The 21704-nt window shown below is 69.8% G+C and carries 15 protein-coding genes; 11 read left to right on the top strand and 4 right to left on the bottom strand.

The window, feature by feature from the left end; genetic code table 11:
• The first annotated feature begins 5 nt into the window (after positions 1–5).
• Positions 6–2162 (top strand): protein kinase domain-containing protein, encoded by a 2157-nt coding sequence (locus ACZ7GZ_RS28680; protein ID WP_471028553.1) that lies wholly within the window; start codon positions 6–8, stop codon positions 2160–2162.
• Between the two features lie 80 nt (positions 2163–2242).
• Positions 2243–4381, top strand: a complete 2139-nt coding sequence (locus ACZ7GZ_RS28675) for a protein kinase domain-containing protein (protein ID WP_471028551.1) — start codon at positions 2243–2245, stop codon at positions 4379–4381.
• 184 nt (positions 4382–4565) lie between these two features.
• Here ACZ7GZ_RS28675 and eccCa read toward each other — a convergent pair whose 3' ends face one another.
• Complete coding sequence (gene eccCa / locus ACZ7GZ_RS28670) at positions 4566–8531, bottom strand: type VII secretion protein EccCa (protein WP_471028549.1); 3966 nt, start codon at positions 8529–8531, stop codon at positions 4566–4568.
• A 335-nt stretch (positions 8532–8866) separates the two neighbouring features.
• Between eccCa and eccD the strand changes: the two genes are divergently transcribed.
• On the top strand, positions 8867–10375 hold the full coding sequence (gene eccD, locus ACZ7GZ_RS28665) for a type VII secretion integral membrane protein EccD (protein WP_471028675.1): 1509 nt from the start codon (positions 8867–8869) through the stop codon (positions 10373–10375).
• 60 nt (positions 10376–10435) lie between these two features.
• On the opposite strand, the gene ACZ7GZ_RS28660 is transcribed toward eccD, so the two are convergent.
• Positions 10436–10729 (bottom strand): DUF397 domain-containing protein, encoded by a 294-nt coding sequence (locus ACZ7GZ_RS28660; protein ID WP_471028545.1) that lies wholly within the window; start codon positions 10727–10729, stop codon positions 10436–10438.
• A gap of 266 nt (positions 10730–10995) precedes the next feature.
• On the opposite strand from ACZ7GZ_RS28660, the gene rpsO reads away from it, so the two are divergent.
• The 5 genes from rpsO (at position 10996) to ACZ7GZ_RS28635 (ending at position 16466) form a co-directional block, all read left to right on the top strand.
• A complete protein-coding gene (gene rpsO / locus ACZ7GZ_RS28655) occupies positions 10996–11283 on the top strand; it encodes a 30S ribosomal protein S15 (protein WP_053664877.1) in 288 nt (95 codons plus the stop codon).
• Positions 11284–11620: 337 nt separating this feature from the next.
• Positions 11621–13843 carry a polyribonucleotide nucleotidyltransferase gene (locus tag ACZ7GZ_RS28650; RefSeq protein WP_471028543.1) on the top strand — a complete coding sequence of 741 codons (2223 nt, stop codon included), beginning with the start codon at positions 11621–11623 and terminating at the stop codon, positions 13841–13843.
• Complete coding sequence (locus tag ACZ7GZ_RS28645; RefSeq protein ID WP_471028541.1) at positions 13840–15219, top strand: M16 family metallopeptidase; 1380 nt, start codon at positions 13840–13842, stop codon at positions 15217–15219. Before ACZ7GZ_RS28650 ends, ACZ7GZ_RS28645 begins: the two co-directional genes overlap by 4 nt.
• Before the next feature lie 33 nt (positions 15220–15252).
• Positions 15253–16005, top strand: coding sequence for a 4-hydroxy-tetrahydrodipicolinate reductase (dapB, locus tag ACZ7GZ_RS28640; protein ID WP_471028540.1), 753 nt, complete (start codon positions 15253–15255; stop codon positions 16003–16005).
• 8 nt (positions 16006–16013) lie between these two features.
• Entirely contained in the window at positions 16014–16466 is a 453-nt protein-coding gene (locus ACZ7GZ_RS28635) for a hypothetical protein (RefSeq protein ID WP_471028537.1), read from the top strand.
• 135 nt (positions 16467–16601) lie between these two features.
• On the opposite strand, the gene ACZ7GZ_RS28630 is transcribed toward ACZ7GZ_RS28635, so the two are convergent.
• A complete protein-coding gene (locus ACZ7GZ_RS28630) occupies positions 16602–17162 on the bottom strand; it encodes a hypothetical protein (RefSeq protein ID WP_471028536.1) in 561 nt (186 codons plus the stop codon).
• An 88-nt stretch (positions 17163–17250) separates the two neighbouring features.
• Positions 17251–17487, bottom strand: coding sequence for a hypothetical protein (locus ACZ7GZ_RS28625; RefSeq protein ID WP_471028534.1), 237 nt, complete (start codon positions 17485–17487; stop codon positions 17251–17253).
• 170 nt (positions 17488–17657) lie between these two features.
• Here ACZ7GZ_RS28625 and thyX point away from each other — a divergent pair, with 170 nt between their 5' ends.
• From thyX to ACZ7GZ_RS28610, 3 genes are all read left to right on the top strand, one after another.
• Entirely contained in the window at positions 17658–18407 is a 750-nt protein-coding gene (gene thyX / locus ACZ7GZ_RS28620; RefSeq protein WP_471028532.1) for an FAD-dependent thymidylate synthase, read from the top strand.
• 221 nt (positions 18408–18628) lie between these two features.
• Positions 18629–19528: a 4-hydroxy-tetrahydrodipicolinate synthase gene (dapA, locus tag ACZ7GZ_RS28615; protein WP_471028530.1), complete on the top strand. Its 900-nt coding sequence runs from the start codon at positions 18629–18631 to the stop codon at positions 19526–19528.
• 155 nt (positions 19529–19683) lie between these two features.
• The gene (locus ACZ7GZ_RS28610) at positions 19684–21369 is read left to right on the top strand and encodes a ribonuclease J (protein WP_471028528.1); all 1686 of its coding nucleotides are present in this window, start codon (positions 19684–19686) and stop codon (positions 21367–21369) included.
• Positions 21370–21704: the final 335 nt, after the last annotated feature.

The following is a 21704-nucleotide window of genomic DNA, read 5'->3' as shown; positions in this document are numbered from 1 at the left end:
TCTCCATGCCGACTCCTCTCACCCACGACGATCCCGTCGCACTCGGTCCGTACCGGCTCATCGCCCGGCTCGGCAGCGGAGGCATGGGCACGGTCTATGCGGCGCGGTCCGCCGGTGGACGTACCGTCGCCCTGAAGACCATGCATGCCGCGATCGCCGCCGATCCGGCGGCCCGCACCCGCTTCCGGCTCGAGGTGGACGCGGCCCGGGTCATCGGCGACCGGTTCGGGGCGCGGGTGATGGACGCGGACCCGCTGGCGGAGACGCCCTGGCTGGCCACGGAGTATGTGCTCGGGCCCCCACTCAACGAGGCCGTCGAAACCGGGGGACCGCTGCCGGAACAGTCCGTACGTGCCCTGGGCGCGGCCCTGTGCTCGGCGCTCGGCCAACTGCACCGGTCGGACGTCGTGCACCGCGACCTCAAGCCGTCCAACATCCTCCTCACGGCCTACGGGCCCAAGGTCATCGACTTCGGCATCGCGCGGGCGATCGGTGACGATCATCTGACCCGGGCCGGTGCGGCCGTCGGCACTCCGGCCTTCATGTCCCCGGAACAGGCCACCGGCCAGGAGCACGACGCGGCCGGCGACGTGTTCGCGCTCGCCGGCGTGCTGGTCTACGCAGCCACCGGGCGCGGCCCGTTCGGGAACGGACAGGCGGCGGATCTGCTGTACCGGGTGCGGTACGCGGAGGCGGACCTCAGCGGGGTACCGGCCGCGCTGGTACCGGTGCTGGCCCGCTGTCTGTCCAAGGAGCCGGGGGGCCGGCCCACTACGGCGCAGTTGGCGGCGCAACTCCACGACGGCAAGGGAGAGTTCGCCGACCACCTGCCTCACGAGCTGCTCGCGGACATCGGGCAGCGGGCCACCGACGTCTGGCGGCTCGCGGCGCAGCGGCTGCCGGCGCCGGCGGTCGAGGCAGGTTCCACCACAGCCACTTCGCCGCCCGAGCGAAGCCTTTCCCGTCGCGCATTTCTGGTTGCGGGTGGGGCGCTGGCGGTCACCGCGGCTGGAGGCGGGGGCGTGTGGTGGTATCAAGGGCGTTCCACGGCTCCGGCCAAGAAGGCCCCCCAGCGGACGCGTAACCTCGATCCGCTGTGGCGCAACGACGGCGAGGGCGACGACAGTGAGCACGACGGCTGGGGCCTGGTTGTCCCTTACCACGCCTATGGATCGATCTGGCTTCCGTCAAAGCGCATCGATCCATTGAACGGGTCGGCTCGGGACGACCAATCGTTGATCGGATCCTGGTGGCAGGCAACGGCGGTGAACGACCGGCTGTACATGCTCAACTACTCCGGCAAGGGACACTCGATGGAGATCGACATCTGGGACGAGGGCCAGAAGGCTCCGAGGTCGACCTCGACTCGCTTCGCGTCCGCCGTGTATGGCATCACGGCGAACCAGCTCCTCTGTATCGGCAACAACGTCGCGTACGTGGCCGCGGGTTATGGCAAGGAGGCCGAGAACGGGGGATTTCTGCCCTCGCAGACCTGGACCCTGCGCGCCGCCGACCTCAAAACCGGCAAGACGCTCTGGACGAAGCCGTTGCCGAAACGGTCGAACAAGAGTCACAGGCTCCACTTCCTCGCCGCCAAGGTGGTGGGCGGTCGCCTGGTGACCTTCCAGGAAGTGGCGGACAAGAAGCCGCACATAGTCGTACGTGACGCCGGCAGCGGAGCAGTCCTGTGGGACAAGCCGTACGACATCGAGGACATCGACTCCCTCAAGAGCGAGATCGCCGCGGACGACAAGTACCTCTACGTCGGTGGCGCTCAGCTTCGGGCGTTGCGACTGAGCGACGGGGCACAGGCGTGGGCCACCGAGAGCGGACAACGGTACAGCCCGCCGACGCTGACGAAGGGTGTGCTGTATGCCGTCGGGGAGGGCGTCGGGCTCACTGCGGTGGACGCGGGACGTGGCAAGGTCCTGTGGACTGAGGCGACAGCTGAGGTGGACCAGGCTTACACCGGCTGGCGGCCGATCCTCGGCTCCAACTACGCGTACTACAAGAACGGGCTGCATATGCGGGCCGTTTCACTGTCGGTCCACGACCTCGCCCTGACCTACAAGACGACCGCTGTGGAATTCCACGCGGACACCCAGTCGGGTCTGGTACTCGGCGTGGACTCCAACTACATCGCCGCCTATCCGCTCAAGTGACCGCAGGCGGACAGCGTGGCAGGTGACCGCCCGGACCGCCTCCGGCTCCCCGTCGTCCTCGGTAGAAAGAACAACCCACGATGAAACCCCTCGGCACAGGCGACCCGGTCCGTCTCGGCCCTTACCGCCTGCTCGGCGTCCTCGGCGAGGGCGGCATGGGCAAGGTCTACGTCGGCCAGGACGGCGCCGGCGCCCTGGCCGCCGTCAAGGTGCTGCGCCCCGAACTCGCCCACGACACCGACCTCGCCCAGCGCTTCGTACGCGAGGCACAGGCGGCACAGGCCGTGCGCAGCAAGGGAGTCGCGGCCGTGCTCGGGGCGCACACCGAGGGAGCACGACCGTGGATCGCCACCGAGTTCCTCGCGGGACTGCCCCTGGACCAGGTGGTCGACACATACGGCCCACTCGCCGAACCCGCCCTGCGTGCCCTGGCGACCTCGCTGGCGCTGACCCTCGCCGACATCCACGCGGCGGGCTTCATCCACCGCGATCTCAAGCCCCCGAACATCGTGCTCACCGCGGACGGGCCGCGCGTCATCGACTTCGGCATCGCCCGGCCGGAACACGGGCTCACTCTCACGACCACCGGCCAGATCCCCGTCACGCCGGGATATGGCGCGCCCGAACAGGTCCTCGGGCAGCGCGTCGCCCCGCCCGCGGACGTGTTCTCGCTCGGTGCCGTCCTCGTTTACGCCGCCACAGGAAGGCGTGCATTCGACGGCGGGAACGTGGCAGCGCTGCAGTACGAGGTGGTGCACGGCCAACCTCGCCTCGACGGCTTGGCGTCGCAGTTGCAGACGCTCATTGTGCCCTGCCTGGCGAAGGACCCGGGCGTCCGCCCGCTGCCCCTGCAGATCGCCCAGGCCATGTCGGTTCCGAAAGGAGCCGACCGTGTCTGGCGGCGCGGTGAGGTCGCGGACGCAATCAAGGAGCGGGAGGCCGATGCACACCGGTTGACCACGCTGATCACGGCCCAGCCCACGGACGGAGCGACGGCCGTGACACGGCGGCGACTGCTCACTGGACTGTCCGCTGCGGGCGTGGTCGTCGCGGCCGGAGGAGGTACGACGGCCTGGTGGCTCCGGACGCGAGGCGGCACGACCACCCGGACCAAGACGAGCGACCCTTTCGACATCCCTCCGGCCGTACGCACCCCGATCGAAACGTTGGGCCGCGATCCCGACCAGACCGGCAACTCCGATCCGGGCTGTATCTGGTCGCTGACCGATGTGGCGGACGTCTACTCGCCCCTGCTGCTGCCGGTTCGGGATGTCCTCGTCTTCGGCGTCGCGAGCGGTGGCATCGGCGCGTACGGCGTCAGTGAGGGCAAGCACCGCTGGAGCGCACCCTCCCTCACGGCGAAGGCCGGCTATCTGTCGCTGTCGGACCGACTGGTCATCGGCGCGGACGGACATGGCACTCTGCGGACCTATGTGCCCTCCACCGGGGAGCCCAAGTGGACATGCCCGGCGGCCGAAGCGGCCACGCTGCTCGCCGCGGACGTGGAAGCGGTGTACGTCCTCACGAAACAGGGCAGATTGTGCAGCATCGGCCGCTCGGACGCGCGCGTGCGCTGGACGGCGACCGTCCCCGCCGACTTCCGCAAGGACGTGATCACTCCCGGGGCCGTCGGCCAGGGCAGGCTGGTCGTGGCGGCCTCGAACGGGAGTGTCCTCGCCGTACGGACAACCGACGGCCGTACGGTCTGGAGTCGCATGGCCGAGCTCAACAGTGACGAATTCGTGGTCCGCCCGGTCGCCTACGGCGACGCCGTGTACTTCAACGGCAAGACGCTCGAAGCCCGTCGGCTCAGTGATGGTGCGGCAATCTGGAGCATGAAGGCTGGTGTCGGCCATCCTCCGGGCTGGGGATCCCCGTTCGTCTGCGCGGATGCGGTCTATGCCACCAACGGCAGCCAGCCGACGCGTCTGGACCGGCACGACGGCAGCGACCTGTGGACGCCCGAGCGCACGGGTGGCATCGGGACGATGACCTCTTCGGAGAGGAGCCACATCGTGCTGGCCACCCACGCGGTGTGGGTCTTCGACTCCGGCTTCACCGAATGGGATCACCCGTGGGTCCAGGCAGCGAGTGCGGCCAACGGCGCGCAGAAGTTGGCCTACGCACTCCCCAAGTTCAACTACGGCCGCCTCGCCGCTGACGGCAACCGCGTCTTCGTCATGCACGACAGCGCCATTGACGTCCTGACGACGTTGTGAAGCAGCGTTACCAGGCGTCGGGACGATGCCCGGTGACAGAGAAGGGGTCACCGCGCGCCTTCAGCTGCTCCCACTCGTCCCTCAGCCCTGTACAGAACGGCAAGATGCCGCGGACCGACACGGCCCGCGGCATCCAGGTCGGGCCAAGACCAGGCCCGGGAACGGCTCCGAAAGTGAACGTCCCCTAGGACTCCACCACCCCCACCTGCACCATCGGCTTCCCCCGCTTCCGCGACACGAAGATGCCCCGCCCCGCGGGCATCGGCCGCGGGCGCACGCCGCCCAGCAGTTCGCCCTCCGCCGGGTCACCCGCGAGAACCACGCCCTGGGCACCGAGTTCCTTGATGCGCTGCATGAAGGTCTCGTAGCCGGCGCGGCCGGCGCCCGCCGTGGAGCGCGCGATGATGAAGCGGACGCCGACGTCGCGGGCGAAGGGGAGGAGTTCCGTCAGGCCCGCCAGCGGGTTGCCGCTGGAGGTGGAGACCAGGTCGTAGTCGTCGATGACGACGTACACCGTGGGGCCCCGCCACCAGCTGCGGTTGCGCAGCTGCTCCGGGGTCACGTCGGCCGTCGGCGTGCGGCGCTGCATCAGGTCGGCCAGCGCGTCCATGTGGTGCTGCATCTGGTTCGACATCGGGATGTACTCGGCCAGGTGCGAGTCCGGGGTCACCCCGATCAGCGAGCGGCGGTTGTCGACGACGAACAGCTTGCAGCTGTGACCGTCGTAGCGCTCGGTGAGGCGCTTGATCAGCAGCTTCAGCAGATTCGACTTGCCGGACTCGCTCTCACCGAACACCAGGAAGAACGGGTCCTGTTCGAAGTCCACGAACACCGGCTCGAGGTTGTCCTCGTCGAGGGCGAAGGAGATGCCCCGGTTCGGGAAACGGTCGCCCGGCGGGAGCTGGGCCGCCGCGAACTCGCGGGGCAGCAGACGGACCTCCGGTGCGCCGGGCTCCTGCCAGTGCCGGGTGACCTCGGCCGCGAGAGCGGTCGTCGCCTCCGCCAGGTCCGTGTCGGAGGAGAGGCCGTCGATGCGCGGGACCGCCGCCATGAAGTGCTGCTTCTGCGGGGTCTGGCCGCGGCCCGGCACGCCGGTGGGCACATTGGCCGCGACCTTGCGGTCGATCTCGGAGTCCATGGGGTCACCCAGCCGCAGCTCGAGGCGGTTCATCAGGTGGTCCTTGAGGTTCGCCCGGACCTCCATCGAGCGCGACGCGGTGATGATCACGTGGATGCCGTAGCCGAGACCGCGCTGGGCCATGTCCAGGACCAGCGGCTCCAGGGCCTCGTAGTCCGTGCGGAAGTTGCCCCAGCCGTCGATGACGAGGAAGACGTCGCCCCAGGGCTGGTCCGTGACCGAGATGTCGCCGCGCGCGCGGCGGGAGCGGAACTCCGCGATGGAGGAGATGCCCGTGGAGCGGAAGTACTCCTCGCGGCGGGTCATGACGCCGTACACCTCGGCCGTCGTACGACGGACCTTCTCCGGGTCGAGGCGGGAGGCCACGCCGCCCACATGGGGCAGGCCGGCCACCGCGGCCATACCGCCGCCACCGAAGTCCAGGCCGTAGAACTGCACTTCATAGGGGGTGTGGGTGAGGGCGAACGACGCGATGACCGAGCGCAGCAGCGTCGACTTGCCGGACTGCGGGCCACCGATGATCTGCATATGGCCGGCCGCGCCGCCGAAGTCGAGCCACAGCGGGTCGCGGCGCTGCTCGTAGGGCTTGTCGATGAGGCCGACCGGGACGACGAGCCGGCCCGCGCCCTCGTAGCCCGGCTGGGTCATGCCGCGGCCGGGCACCGGGGCGAGCCCCGGCAGCAGCGTGTCGAGCGACGGCGGGCTGTCCAGCGGGGGCAGCCACACCTGGTGCGCGGCCGGACCCTGCGCCTCCAGGCGCCGCACGATCACGTCGAGCACGGTGTCGGCGAGTGCGTCGTCCTGCCGCTCGGCTGCCGTCTCCTGACGCTGCTGCGGGACCGGCGCATACTGCACCGGCACCTCGGCCGCCGTGAACAGGACCGGCCTGCGGTCGACGGGCAGCGGGCCGCCGAGCGCCGCGGCCTGCTGCGAGCTCGTGCGGTACACGCCGGAGACGTACGCCGCCTTGAAGCGCACCATTTCGTCGGTGCCGAACTTCAGGAAACCGGAACCCGGGACGTTCGGCAGCTCGTAGGCGTCCGGGACGCCGAGCGCGGCGCGGGACTCGGCCGCCGAGAACGTCCGCAGACCGATGCGGTACGAGAGATACGTCTCCAGGCCGCGCAGGCGGCCCTCCTCCAGGCGCTGCGAGGCCAGCAGCAGGTGCACGCCCAGCGAACGGCCGATACGGCCGATCTGCACGAACATCTCGATGAAGTCGGGCTTGGCGGTCAGCAGCTCGCTGAACTCGTCGATCACCAGGACCAGGGACGGGATCGGCTGCAGCGGGGCGCCGGCCGCGCGGGCCTTCTCGTAGTCGTGGATGTTGGCGTAGTTGCCCGCGTCGCGCAGCATCTCCTGGCGGCGGTTGAGCTCACCGCGGATCGAGTCGCCCATGCGGTCGACGAGGGTCAGGTCGTCCGCGAGGTTGGTGATCACGGCCGCCACATGCGGCAGCTGCGCCATGCCCGCGAACGTGGCACCACCCTTGAAGTCGGCGAGGACGAAGTTCAGCGTCTCGGACGAGTGGGTCACGGCGAGGCCGAGCACCAGCGTACGCAGCAGCTCCGACTTGCCGGAACCGGTCGCACCGACGCACAGGCCGTGCGGGCCCATGCCCTCCTGTGCCGCCTCCTTGAGGTCGAGCATCACGGGCCGGCCGTCCTCACCGAGACCGATCGCCACCCGCAGCCGCTCCGACTGCGAGCGTGGCCGCCAGGTCCGCTTCGGGTCGACGGAAGCCGCGTCACCCAGGTTCAGCAGATCCGTGAACTCCAGGTTCGCGAGCAGCGGTTCGCCGTCGTCACCGCCCGACCCCATCCGCAGCGGCGCCAGTTGGCGGGCGAGGGCTTCGGCGGCCTCGTACGACAGGACGTCGGGTGTCCCCTCGTAGACCATGCCGTGCGCCGACTCCAGGCGCAGTTCCTCGGGGTGCACGATGACGGAGAGGTCGCCGCGGCCGACGGTGAGGTCGCCCGGCACGACCTCCAGGACCGTCACGCCCTGCAGGCCTTCGGGGTTGGCCAGCAGCGACGTGGGGGGCAGGGAGATGCCGTCGAGCACGACCACCAGGTGCGGCTGCTCGGCAACCGGGGGACCACCGGGGTGGAAGCGCGGGCGGCCCTGGAGGCGGGAGGAGAGCCGGTCCTCCAGCTCCACCGGGTCGGTGGTGATCAGACGGATGCTGCCGGCGCCGTCGGCGAGGCCCGGGGCCTGTACGTGCGGCAGCCACTTGGCCCACTCCCACTCGGGCGCCGACTGACGCCCGGTGACGACGGCGATGACCAGGTCCTCGGGTGAGTGCAGCGAGGCGAGGGAGGCGGCGACGGCACGGGCGGCGCCGCGCACGGTGCCGGGCTCACCGCTGATCGTCACGTGGTAGAAGGCGCGCAACGAGACCGCCATCGGCAGCTCTTCGAGGGTGCTGTGCGTGGCCAGGAAGCGCTGCATGGCGCCCGCGGTCAGCGGCTCCAGCTCGTCCACCGGGGCGGTCTGCGGCGGGATCAGGGCGGTGGCCAGGGCCTGCGGGCCGAGCCCCACCCGCACCTGCCCGAAGTCCTCGTCACCGGTACGCCGCTCCCACACCCGGCTGCCCTCGGCGACCAGTGCCCACAGTTGCTCCGGCGAAGGGTGCAGGTAGTACTGGGCGTCGCGCTGGGCCTTGGCGGTGTCGAGGGCGGAGCGCCGGGTCTGGGAGAGGTAGCGGAGGTAGTCACGGCGCATGTCCGCCATCTGCCCCTGGTTGCCGCGGCGGTAGCGCACGAGCATCGAGATGCCCATGGCGAGCGTCGAGGCCACCATCAGCAGGCCCATGATCTTCATGAACGGCTGGGCCTGGGGGTTGAAGAAGAACACCACGGACCCGCCCATGCCCAGCATGGGCAGGAGCTGCATCCAAGCGCTTTCCTGCTGGCCGCGCGGCAGTTCCGGCGGCGCCTCCAGTACGACTTCGTCCGTGGGCACTTCCTTCGGCAGTGCCCGCGGTGGGCGCTTGACGACGATGTGGCTCACTACGCACCAATTCCCTTGCCGGACCGAGATGTTTCGTCCGCCGCCCCGTGTCAGGCGAACGTCGATCGCGAAGCGCGATCCTACTGACAACCACTGACAACGGCTGGCGGTAGGGTGCCGGTGAGACGCGTGAGCAGTTGCGAATCGTTCCGGGAAAACCCGGGCAATCCGCAACTGTTCGAAGGGGGCGCCTCCCCGCAGACCCCGGATGCGACCGCTCGGTCGACCGGTTGAGCGGGGGGCGCCGCACAACCTACACAGGATTTTTACGGGCGGAACGTGCGCGGCGGCACCGTGGCCGCCCCACCACCGACGAGGGGGAACAGCAGGTGAGCATGACGGCCTCCGCGCCGGCCGGCGCGACCGGCGGACCGGGCACCGGAGCCCCTTCCGGGGCGGGCATGGGATTCGGCTTCTGCCGGGTCACCATCGTGGCGCCCGACAGTCGTATCGACGTGGCGCTGCCCGACGACGTACCGGTCGCCGACCTGTACCCGGAGATCCTGCGCCTGTCCCAGCAGAGCCCCGCCGAGGGCGCTCCGGTCGGCTACCACCTCGTACGGCGGGACGGGACCGTCCTCGACGGCGCCCGGTCCTTCACGGCACAGCGCATCCTGGACGGTGAGTTGCTCACCCTGCGCCCGTTCGCCGAGTCGCTGCCGCCCGCCGTCCTCGACGACGTCTCCGAGGCGGTGGCCTCCGCCGTCACCCGCGACCGCACCCTGTGGAGCGGCGACCTCACCCGCGCCGCCGGACTCGTCGCCGGCGGCATCCTGCCGGCGCTGCTCGCGTTCGTGGCCTGGAGCTCCCAGGTCCACCACGACATGCACAGCCTGCAGGGCATCATCGCGGGCGTCACCGGCGTCCTGCTGGTCACCCTCGCCTGCGTCCGCGCGCGTGTGTACGACGACCGAGGCTCCGCGGTCGCGCTGGGACTCGGCGCCCTGCCCAACATCGGCGTGGCCGGTTCCGGGCTGTTGCCCCTCGCCGACGGCCAGGGCATCGGGCGGCTCCAGTTCCTGCTCGCCTGCACCGCGGTCCTCGTCGCCTCCCTGGTGCTCACCCTGGTCTCGCCCGGCGGCGACGGACCCTTCGTGGCGTTCCTCTTCGCCTCCGCCATCGGTCTGATCACCACCTTCATCGCGACCCTCACCGACCTGCGGCCCATCGAGACGGCCGCCATCTGCGCCCCGCTGTCCGTGGTGGCGCTGGCCTTCCTGCCGGGGCTGTCCATGCGCTTCGCGCGCCTGCCCATCGGCTTCGAACCGCCCAACCCCTCCCGCGGCGGCTACGGCACCGCCGAGCCCGCCCCGCAGGAGCCCGTGGACGCCGAGCGGGTGGCCGCCCAGGCCCGGCGCGGCCACGAACTCCTCGTCGGCCTCGTCGGGGGCTGCGCCCTCGTCGCCGTGGGCGCGTCGATCGTCCTCGGTTTCTCCAGCAACACCTGGGCCCAGCTCCTGGCGCTCGCGACCGGCCTGGCGATGCTGATGCGGGCGCACCTGTTCCGTTACACCGCGCAGGTCGGTGCCACCCTGGCCGCGGGCCTCGCCGCGATCGTCTTCCTCGGGCTCGGGCTCGCCCTGAACCCGCCCCGGGGGTACCTGATCGACGCATTCCAGGGCGACACCACCGCCCTCGACATCCGCAGCGTCTGGCTCGCCGCGGCGGTCGGCGCGGCCACCGCCCTGGTCACCGCGATCGGTCTGATCACTCCGCGGCGCGGTGTCACCCCCTTCTGGGGGCGCTTCCTGGAGATCGCCGAGAGCTTCGTCCTGCTCACGCTGATCCCGTTGGCGCTGGCCGTGTTCGACGTGTACGCGCGCGCACGGGCGATGACCAGCTGAGGACCGGCGCTACGGAAAAAGGGCGGCACGCATGCGTGCCGCCCTTTTTCCGCGTTCCGTTCACTGCGCCGCGAGACCGCCGTTGCGCTCGCTGGGCTCCAGGTCGAACTCCCCGTCCCGCGCCCCCAGCACGAATGCCCGCCACTCCGCCTCGGTGTAACGCAGCACGGTGTCGTGGTCGAGGGAGGAGCGCATCGCCACGGCGCCGTCGGGCAGGTACGCGATCTCGACGCGCTCCTCGTGCTCCTCCGTGCCGGGCGCGCAGTGCCACTCCACGCCCGAGATGTCGAGCGCGTACAGCTCGTCCCGCTCCCGCTCCTTGCGTGCCTTGATCTCCGCTTCCGTCTCCGTCATCGTGGCGCGATCCCCTTCCGGCGTGCGTACGGTCCCGGCGCTCACCCTAGTGGCCCGCCGCCTCCCGCCCGGGCGGTTCGCGGAGCGGTGGAAAGGCGCCGGCCACCTGCTGGTACCCTGGGTGGCGGCCGTTTGTGTACGCACCCCCGGAGCCGTCGGTTCTGGTGGCCGCGCCCAGCGGATCCCCGCCTCCCGAGTAACGGAAGCTCCCCCGAGACGTAGACCGGGGGCACTCGGTGGCACTCAACAGACTATGAGGAGTACGCGTGTCGCTCGACGCCGCTACGAAGAAGCAGATCATCGGCGAGTTCGGTACCAAGGAGGGTGACACCGGCTCCCCCGAGGTCCAGGTTGCTCTGCTCTCCCGTCGGATCTCCGACCTGACGGAGCACCTCAAGACCCACAAGCACGACCACCACTCCCGTCGTGGCCTGCTGATCCTCGTCGGTCAGCGCCGCCGCCTTCTCCAGTACCTGGCGAAGAAGGACATCCAGCGCTTCCGTACGCTGGTCGACCGCCTCGGCATCCGCCGTGGTGCGGCGGGCGCCAAGTAAGACGCCATGAAGGGAGCGGTTCCCGGTAGCCTCCGGGGACCGCTCCCTTCGTCGTGCATGCGGAAACGTGCGGAGTGTCACTCACGCTTTGTAGTGTGGTAGCACAACGCAATACGCACGACACAGAACGGCGTACGACGCACCACGACGTACGACGAGAACGAGGAGAAGCGCTCCTCGCCGCCGCCGGTCCTCGGTAGTGGCCCCCGGGGGATGCGAGCCCCGGGTGCTTCGATCGAAGACCGGCCCGCACCAGACGGCGCGCTTCTCCACCACCGTCCCCCTGCCACACGGGCAGCCAAGGGACGAAAGACGATACGTAACGGAGAAAACGCTAGTGGAGAACGAGACCCACTACGCCGAGGCCGTCATTGACAACGGTCCCTTCGGCACCCGCACCATCCGCTTCGAGACGGGCCGCCTGGCCAAGCAGGCCGCCGGCTCCGCCGTGGCGTACCTGGACGACGACACCATGGTGCTGTCGGCCACCACCGCCTCCAAGAACCCCAAGGACCAGCTCGACTTCTTCCCCCTGACGGTGGACGTCGAGGAGCGGATGTACGCGGCCGGGAAGATCCCCGGCAGCTTCTTCCGCCGTGAGGGCCGGCCGTCCGAGGACGCCATCCTCACCTGCCGACTGATCGACCGCCCGCTGCGCCCGTCCTTCAAGAAGGGCCTGCGCAACGAGATCCAGGTCGTCGCCACGATCATGGCGCTCAACCCCGACCACCTGTACGACGTCGTGGCGATCAACGCCGCGTCCGCGTCCACGCAGCTGGCCGGTCTGCCCTTCTCCGGCCCGATCGGCGGCGTCCGCGTCGCGCTGATCCGCGGCCAGTGGGTCGCCTTCCCGACGCACACCGAGCTCGAGGACGCCGTCTTCGACATGGTGGTGGCGGGCCGCGTCCTGGAGGACGGCGACGTCGCGATCATGATGGTCGAGGCCGAGGCCACCGAGAAGACCATCAAGCTGGTCGAGGGCGGCGCCGAGGCGCCGACCGAGGAGGTCGTCGCCGCCGGTCTGGACGCCGCGAAGCCCTTCATCAAGGTCCTGTGCCGCGCACAGGCCGACCTCGCCGCGAAGGCCGCCAAGCCGACCGCCGAGTTCCCGATCTTCCTGGACTACCAGGACGACGTCCTCGAGGCCCTGACCGCCGCCGTCAAGCCCGAGCTCGCCCAGGCGCTCACCATCGCCGGCAAGCAGGAGCGCGAGGCCGAGCTGGACCGCGTCAAGGGGCTCGCCGCCGAGAAGCTCCTGCCGGAGTTCGAGGGCCGCGAGAAGGAGATCTCCGCCGCGTACCGCTCGCTGACCAAGACCCTGGTCCGTGAGCGCGTCATCAAGGAGAAGAAGCGCATCGACGGCCGTGGCGTGACGGACATCCGCACGCTGGCCGCCGAGGTCGAGGCCATCCCGCGGGTGCACGGCTCCGCGGTGTTCGAGCGGGGCGAGACCCAGATCCTGGGCGTCACCACCCTCAACATGCTCCGCATGGAGCAGCAGCTGGACACCCTCTCCCCGGTGACCCGCAAGCGCTACATGCACAACTACAACTTCCCGCCGTACTCCACCGGTGAGACCGGCCGCGTCGGCTCCCCCAAGCGCCGCGAGATCGGCCACGGCGCGCTCGCCGAGCGCGCGCTCGTGCCGGTGCTCCCCACGCGCGAGGAGTTCCCGTACGCGATCCGTCAGGTCTCCGAGGCGCTGAGCTCCAACGGCTCGACGTCCATGGGCTCGGTCTGCGCCTCCACCATGTCGCTGCTGAACGCCGGTGTGCCGCTGAAGGCGCCGGTCGCCGGTATCGCCATGGGCCTGATCTCCCAGGAGATCGAGGGCGAGACGCACTACGTCACCCTCACCGACATCCTCGGTGCCGAGGACGCCTTCGGTGACATGGACTTCAAGGTCGCCGGCACCAAGGAGTTCGTGACCGCCCTCCAGCTCGACACCAAGCTGGACGGCATCCCGGCCTCCGTCCTGGCCGCGGCCCTCAAGCAGGCCCGCGACGCCCGCCTGCACATCCTCGACGTGATGATGGAGGCCATCGACCGGCCCGACGAGATGAGCCCGCACGCCCCGCGGATCATCACCGTCAAGATCCCGGTCGACAAGATCGGTGAGGTCATCGGCCCCAAGGGCAAGATGATCAACCAGATCCAGGAGGACACGGGCGCCGAGATCACCATCGAGGACGACGGCACGATCTACATCGGTGCCGCCGACGGCCCCTCCGCCGAGGCCGCCCGCGCCACGATCAACGGCATCGCCAACCCGACGATGCCCGAGGTCGGCGAGCGCTACCTCGGTACGGTCGTCAAGACGACCACCTTCGGTGCGTTCGTCTCCCTGCTGCCCGGCAAGGACGGTCTGCTGCACATCTCGCAGATCCGCAAGCTCGCCGGCGGCAAGCGCGTGGAGAACGTCGAGGACGTCCTCGGCGTGGGCCAGAAGGTCCAGGTCGAGATCGCCGAGATCGACTCCCGCGGCAAGCTCTCCCTCGTTCCGGTGATCGAGGGCGAGGAAGGCAACGACGAGACCTCGAAGGACGACGCCGAGCAGTGACGTCCCGTAGCTCCAAGGCGACGGCCCGCACCTCTTCGGAGGCGCGGGCCGTCGCCCGTACCCAAACCCTCATCAAGGGCACCAACGGCATCGGCACGGTCCGCAAGACCACCCTCCCGGGCGGCCTGCGCATCGTCACCGAGACCCTGCCCTCGGTCCGCTCCGCGACCTTCGGCATCTGGGCCCACGTCGGCTCCCGCGACGAGACGCCGGCCCTGAACGGCGCCACGCACTACCTGGAGCACCTGCTCTTCAAGGGCACGCGCAAGCGCAGCGCGCTGGACATCTCCTCCGCCATCGACGCCGTCGGCGGCGAGATGAACGCGTTCACGGCGAAGGAGTACACGTGCTACTACGCGCGTGTGCTCGACACCGACCTGCCGCTCGCCATCGACGTCGTCTGCGACATGCTGACCGGCTCGCTCATCCTCGAGGAGGACGTCGACGTCGAGCGCGGCGCGATCCTCGAAGAGATCGCCATGACCGAGGACGACCCGGGCGACTGTGTGCACGACCTGTTCGCGCACACCATGTTCGGCGACAACGCCCTCGGCCGCCCGGTCCTCGGCACGGTCGACACCGTCAACGCCCTCACCGCCGACCGCATCCGCCGCTTCTACAGGAAGCACTACGACCCGACCCACCTCGTGGTCGCCTGCGCCGGCAACATCGACCACGCCAAGGTCGTACGACAGGTCCGCGCGGCCTTCGAGAAGGCGGACGCGTTCAAGAACCCGCACGCGCAGCCCATCGCCCCGCGCGACGGCAGCCGTACGATCCGCACGTCCGGCAAGGTCGAGCTGCTCGGCCGGAAGACCGAGCAGGCGCACGTCCTCCTCGGCATGCCGGGCCTGGCCCGCACCGACGACCGCCGCTGGGCCATGGGCGTGCTCAACACCGCCCTCGGCGGCGGCATGTCCTCCCGCCTCTTCCAGGAGGTCCGGGAGAAGCGGGGCCTGGCCTACAGCGTGTACTCGTACACCTCCGGGTTCGCCGACTGCGGCCTGTTCGGCGTGTACGCCGGCTGCCGGCCGAGCCAGGTGCACGACGTGCTGAGGATCTGCCGCGACGAACTCGACCACGTCGCCGCCAACGGCCTCACCGACGACGAGATCGCCCGCGCCGTCGGCCAGCTCCAGGGCTCCACCGTCCTCGGCCTCGAGGACACCGGCGCGCTGATGAACCGCATCGGCAAGAGCGAGCTGTGCTGGGGCGAGCAGATCTCCGTCGACGACATGCTGGACCGGATGGCGGCGGTCACCCCGGACGAGGTCCGCGCGGTCGCCCGCGACATCCTGGGACAGCGCCCTTCGCTGTCGGTCATCGGCCCACTGAAGGACAAGCAGGCCGCGCGGCTGCACGACGCCGTCGCCTAATCCCTTCCGGTCACTCCCCTAAGGAAGCAAGAGATGAGCAAGCTGCGCGTGGCGGTCCTCGGTGCCAAGGGCCGGATCGGGTCCGAGGCGGTCAGGGCGGTCGAGGCCGCCGAGGACATGGAGCTGGTCGCCGCCCTCGGCCGGGGCGACACCCTGGAGACGCTGACGGCGGCCGGCGCCCAGGTCGCCGTGGAGCTGACCACCCCGGACTCCGTCATGGACAACCTCGACTTCTGCGTGCGCCACGGCATCCACGCGGTCGTCGGTACGACGGGCTGGACCGAGGAGCGCCTCGCGCGGCTGAAGGGCCGGCTCGCCGAGTCCCCCCGGACCGGTGTGCTCATCGCGCCGAACTTCTCCATCGGGGCCGTGCTGACGATGAAGTTCGCGCAGATCGCCGCGCCGTACTTCGAGTCGGTCGAGGTGGTCGAGCTGCACCACCCGAACAAGGTGGACGCCCCGAGCGGCACGGCCACCCGCACCGCCCAGCTCATCGCCGAGGCCCGCCGGGCGGCCGGTACGGCCCCGGCACCGGACGCCACGGCCACGGCCCTGGACGGCGCGAGGGGCGCCAGCGTCGACGGGATCCCGGTCCACGCCGTCCGCCTGCGTGGCCTGTTGGCCCACCAGGAGGTACTGCTCGGCGGCGAGGGGGAGACCCTCACCATCCGTCACGACTCCCTGCACCACAGCAGCTTCATGCCGGGCATCCTGCTGGGCGCCCGCCGCGTGGTGACCACTCCGGGCCTGACAATCGGCCTGGAGCACTTCCTGGACCTGAGCTGAGACAGGCCATGCGCGCGAAGATCACCTACCTCGTCACGGCCGCCGTCCTGGTCTTCTACTTCGTCCTGGTCGGCAGCCGCGGCGTGATGCTCATCGAGTCCGGCACGGTCATCACCGTCACCTTCGGCGTCGCGGTGCTGATCCTGCCGGTCATCGGCCTGTGGTTCCTGTGGAAGAACACCCAGTTCGTCCGCAGGGCCAACGCCCTCGCCGCCGAACTGGACGCCGAGGGCGGCCTGCCGGTCGACGAGCTGAAGCGCCTGCCCAGCGGCCGGATCGACCGCGACTCGGCCGACGAGGTCTTCGCCAGGCGCAAGACCGAGACCGAGACGTCCCCCGACGACTGGCGCTGCTGGTTCCGCCTCGCCGTCGCCTACCACGACGCCCGCGACACGCCTCGGGCCCGAAAGGCGATGCAACGGGCTATCGCCCTGCACGACGGAAAACCGGTCCAGGCCTGAATCGAGGCGCCTCTTGGAGAGGCGCCCGACCCCGCCCGTCGGCGCCCACCCGCCGAGACGCCTCAGGCCGTGCGCGAGTGCAAGTGCGAGTGCGCTGCGGCTGGCCGCGCAGCTACCCGAGCCCCTTCGGGGCGCTCAGCTGCGCCCCCGGCCGCACTCGGCCGCCCACGCCTCCACCACATCCGCGGCCCGGTCGAACGCGGCCGGGCGGCCCAGGAAGTCCAGTGTGTGCGTGGTCAGCAGCGGGGCCGCGTCCCCGGCCGACCGGTCCTTGCGTACGAGCACCAGCGCCTGCCCCTGTACCGTCCGCGGCAGCCCCAGCCAGCGCACCGGCTGCTGCACCGTCCGCACGGAGATCACCCGGGCCCACGGCGCCGTACGCGTCACCAGGAAACCGACCTGGCGCAGCCCCCGGCCGCTCACCCACACACCCATGCGCAGCAGCCGCAGAGCGCCGGCGATCACCATGAGCGCCGCGACGAAGACCGTTCCGCCGGAGGAGACCGAATCGGTCAGGGCGAGGGCCACCGCGGCGAAGAGCACGAAGGAGGCGAACAGCAGCACCAGCGCCGCCGCGGCCACACGCCAGGGGCCGGGGCGGTAGGGGCGCCGCCAGCGCTCCCGGTCGTCGTACGGCAGCGCGCTCTCTGCGGCGGCCTCGAAGGTCCGGTCGGCCGTCAGGAAGGACAGGGGCACGGCTGGTCCTCACAATCCTTGCGTGAGCTGTGCCCGGTGAGGCTATCCGCCGGTGTTCCCGCTCACCACCCGTGGGCGGCCGGAAGGGTCAGTGCCCCTGTGAGGCCTGGGACTGCTGTGCCGGCGTACTGGACTGCGTGGACATCGCCGGCATGCCGAGTATGAGGGCTCCCACCAGCCCGGCGACGATCGTCAGCCCCAGCAGCCAGCGCCCGGCCATCTCGCCGAAGGACACCCGCTGACGGGGCGGGGGAGTGACATTGCTGCGGAACCGGTCCGCCTCGGCCAGGAAGGCGAAGGGTACGGGCTCGCGGCGACGGAACATCGGGGGTACGTCTCCTCTCGGGGATCGAACGAGCAGGCCTCACCGGTACAGACGCTCGAGTGACACAAAAGGTGCCCATGTCGGAAAAAATCCGTGGTGGGATTTTTGAGGTGAGGTCCTGCCGTGGCCCCGGCGGGTGCCCCGTAAGGTGGGCGCGAACCACAGCTGTGATGGGAAGGACCCCAACCCCCGTGACCACCCCCGAGTCGCTCACGTTCCGCAGTGACGTCACCGTCGAGCTGGTGAAGTCCAGCGCTTCGGACGCCGACGTCCTCTTCGCCGCGCGGGTCTCGACCGCCGGCGAGCAGTCCCTGGACGAGCTGAAGAAGGACCCCGAGCGCTCCAAGGGGCTGATCAACTACCTGATGCGCGACCGGCACGGCAGCCCGTTCGAGCACAATTCGATGACGTTCTTCATCAGCGCCCCGATCTTCGTGTTCCGCGAGTTCATGCGGCACCGCGTCGGCTGGTCGTACAACGAGGAGTCCGGGCGCTACCGGGAGCTGGAGCCGGTCTTCTACGTCCCCGGCGCCGACCGCAAGCTGGTGCAGGAGGGCCGCCCCGGCAAGTACGTCTTCGTCGAGGGCACCCCGGCCCAGCACGAGGCCGTCAGCAGCACGCTGCGCGAGTCGTACGAGCAGGCTTATGCGGCCTACCAGAAGATGCTCGCCGAGGGCGTCGCCCGTGAGGTCGCCCGCGCGGCCCTCCCCGTCGGCCTGTACTCCTCGATGTACGCCACCTGCAACGCCCGCTCCCTGATGCATTTCCTCGGTCTGCGCACCCAGCACGAGCTGGCCAGGGTGCCGTCCTTCCCGCAGCGGGAGATCGAGATGGTCGGCGAGAAGATGGAGGCGGAGTGGGCGAAGCTCATGCCGCTCACGTACGCGGCCTTCAACGCCAACGGGCGCGTGGCCCCGTAGGAAAGGCCTACGAAGCTCTGTTCCCCCGCCAGGAACGGATGTCCGGATCAGCCTCGCGAAGTGTCCGTATTGCGGCATTTAGAGAAGTTCATCTAGCCTGATCAAACGGACCCGGCACTGCTTGAACCCCCGAGCAGGCAGTGCCGGGCTCCGCATTTGTCCTGACTTTCCCGGCACCCCGCGGGCAGACCACGCATTGAGCACCGAGTAGCGTGTTACCCATGGCTCCGACCTCGACTCCGCAGACCCCCTTCGGGCGGGTCCTCACCGCCATGGTCACGCCCTTCACGGCGGACGGCGCACTCGACCTCGACGGCGCGCAGCGGCTCGCCGCCCACCTGGTGGACGCAGGCAACGACGGCCTGATCGTCAACGGCACCACCGGCGAGTCCCCCACCACCAGCGATGCGGAGAAATCGGACCTCGTACGAGCCGTACTGGAGGCGGTCGGCGACCGTGCCCACGTCGTCGCCGGCGTCGGCACCAACGACACCCACCACAGCATCGAGCTGGCCCGCGAGGCCGAGCGCGTCGGCGCACACGGCCTGCTGGTCGTCACGCCGTACTACAACAAGCCCCCGCAGGAGGGCCTCTACCGGCACTTCACGGCCGTCGCGGACGCCACCGGCCTGCCGGTCATGCTCTACGACATCCCCGGCCGCAGCGGCGTCCCGATCGGCAGCGAGACCCTCGTCCGGCTCGCCGAGCACCCCCGGATCGTCGCCAACAAGGACGCCAAGGGTGACCTCGGCCGCGCCAGCTGGGCCATCGCCCGGTCCGGACTCGCCTGGTACTCCGGCGACGACATGCTGAACCTCCCGCTGCTCTCCGTGGGCGCGGTCGGCTTCGTCTCGGTCGTCGGCCACGTCGTCACCCCCGACCTGCGCGCCCTGGTCGACGCGTACGTCTCCGGCGACGTCGTCAAGGCCACCGAGATCCACCAGAAGCTGCTCCCGGTCTACACCGGCATGTTCCGCACCCAGGGCGTGATGACCACCAAGGCCGCGCTCGCTCTGCAGGGCCTGCCCGCGGGCCCCCTGCGCTCGCCCATGGTCGAGTGCTCGCCCGAGGAGATCGCCCAACTCAAGATCGATCTTGCTGCCGGCGGGGTACAGCTCTGACAACAGACTTGGCACCACACGGGCTTCACAACTGAAGAACAACAGAAGACGCGGGCCACCGGCGCCCGCACCCCACAACGACAACTGCTTCTGCACGAACGTCATGCGCGCCACGTGCCCGACCGGTACGTGGCGCGTGTGGTGAGGAGGGTCTTTTGAGTCATCCGCATCCCGAACTCGGTCCGCCCCCGCCGCTCCCGGAGGGGGGCCTGCGGGTCACCCCGCTCGGCGGCCTCGGCGAGATCGGCCGAAACATGACGGTCTTCGAGTACGGCGGCCGTCTGCTGATCGTCGACTGCGGAGTGCTCTTCCCGGAGGAGGAGCAGCCCGGAATCGACCTGATCCTGCCGGACTTCTCGTCCATCCGGGACCGTCTCGACGACATCGAGGGCATCGTCCTCACGCACGGCCACGAGGACCACATCGGCGGTGTCCCGTTCCTGCTCCGCGAGAAGCCGGACATCCCGCTGATCGGCTCCAAGCTGACCCTCGCCCTCATCGAGGCCAAGCTCCAGGAGCACCGCATCCGCCCGTACACCCTCGAGGTGGCGGAGGGGAACCGCGAGCGCGTCGGCCCCTTCGACTGCGAGTTCGTCGCCGTCAACCACTCCATCCCGGACGCCCTGGCCGTCGCCATCCGCACCCCCGCCGGCATGGTGGTGCACACCGGCGACTTCAAGATGGACCAGCTTCCGCTGGACAACCGCCTCACCGACCTGCACGCCTTCGCCCGGCTGAGCGAGGAGGGCATCGACCTCCTGCTCAGCGACTCCACGAACGCCGAGGTCCCGGGCTTCACCCCGCACGAGCGCGACATCTCCAACGTGCTGCGGCAGGTCTTCGCAAGCGCCCGCAAGCGGATCATCGTGGCGAGCTTCGCCAGCCACGTCCACCGCATCCAGCAGATCCTGGACGCCGCCCACGAGTACGGCCGTCGGGTCGCCTTCGTCGGCCGCTCCATGGTCCGCAACATGGGCATCGCCCGCGACCTCGGCTACCTGAAGGTCCCGCCGGGCCTGGTGGTCGACGTCCGGACGCTGGACGACCTGCCCGACCACGAGGTGGTCCTGGTCTGCACGGGCTCCCAGGGCGAGCCGATGGCGGCGCTGTCGAGGATGGCCAACAGGGACCACCAGATCCGGATCGTCGACGGCGACACGGTCATCCTGGCGTCCTCCCTCATCCCCGGGAACGAGAACGCGGTCTACCGCGTGATCAACGGCCTGACCCGCTGGGGCGCCAACGTCGTCCACAAGGGCAACGCCAAGGTGCATGTTTCCGGCCACGCGTCCGCGGGCGAGCTGCTGTACTTCTACAACATCTGCCGCCCGAAGAACCTGATGCCTGTCCACGGCGAATGGCGCCACCTGCGCGCGAACGCCGAGCTGGGCGCCCTCACGGGTGTCCCGCACGACCGGATCGTCATCGCCGAGGACGGCGTGGTGGTCGACCTGGTCGAGGGCAAGGCCAAGATCTCCGGCAAGGTCCAGGCGGGTTACGTCTACGTCGACGGCCTCTCCGTCGGTGACGTCGGCGAGCCGGCGCTCAAGGACCGCAAGATCCTCGGTGACGAGGGGATCATCTCGGTCTTCGTGGTCGTGGACTCGTCCACCGGAAAGATCACCGGCGGCCCGCACGTCCAGGCGCGCGGTTCCGGCATCGAGGACTCGGCCTTCACCGACGTCATCCCGAAGATCACGGAAGTGCTGGAGCGGTCCGCCCAGGACGGTGTCGTGGAGCCCCACCAGCTCCAGCAACTCGTCCGCCGCACCCTCGGCAAGTGGGTCTCGGACACCTATCGCCGCAGGCCGATGATCCTGCCGGTGGTCGTGGAGGTCTGACGCCTCGTCGGCAGCCGGCCGACGCGAGCCCGGAGCGGGGCGTCTCGATTTGCATCGGGGCGCCCCGCTCCAGTACGTTTACGGCTCCGCCCAACCGGGAACCCCAGCACTTCATGCGCTGGACACAGGTGCCCGAGCGGGTGGGAAAACCGACTCAGAACTTCTGATAAAGTCGGGACCGCCGGAAAGGGAAACGCGAGAGCGGGAACCTGGAAAGCACCGAGGAAATCGGATCGAGAGAAGATCTGATAGAGTCGGAAACACCGAAGGGAAGCCCGGAGGAAAGCCCGAGAGGGTGAGTACAAAGGAAGCGACCGTTCCTTGAGAACTCAACA

The sequence above is a fragment of the Streptomyces sp. NPDC037288 genome (assembly GCF_055603265.1).
This window is presented reverse-complemented; position numbering and strand designations above follow the sequence as displayed.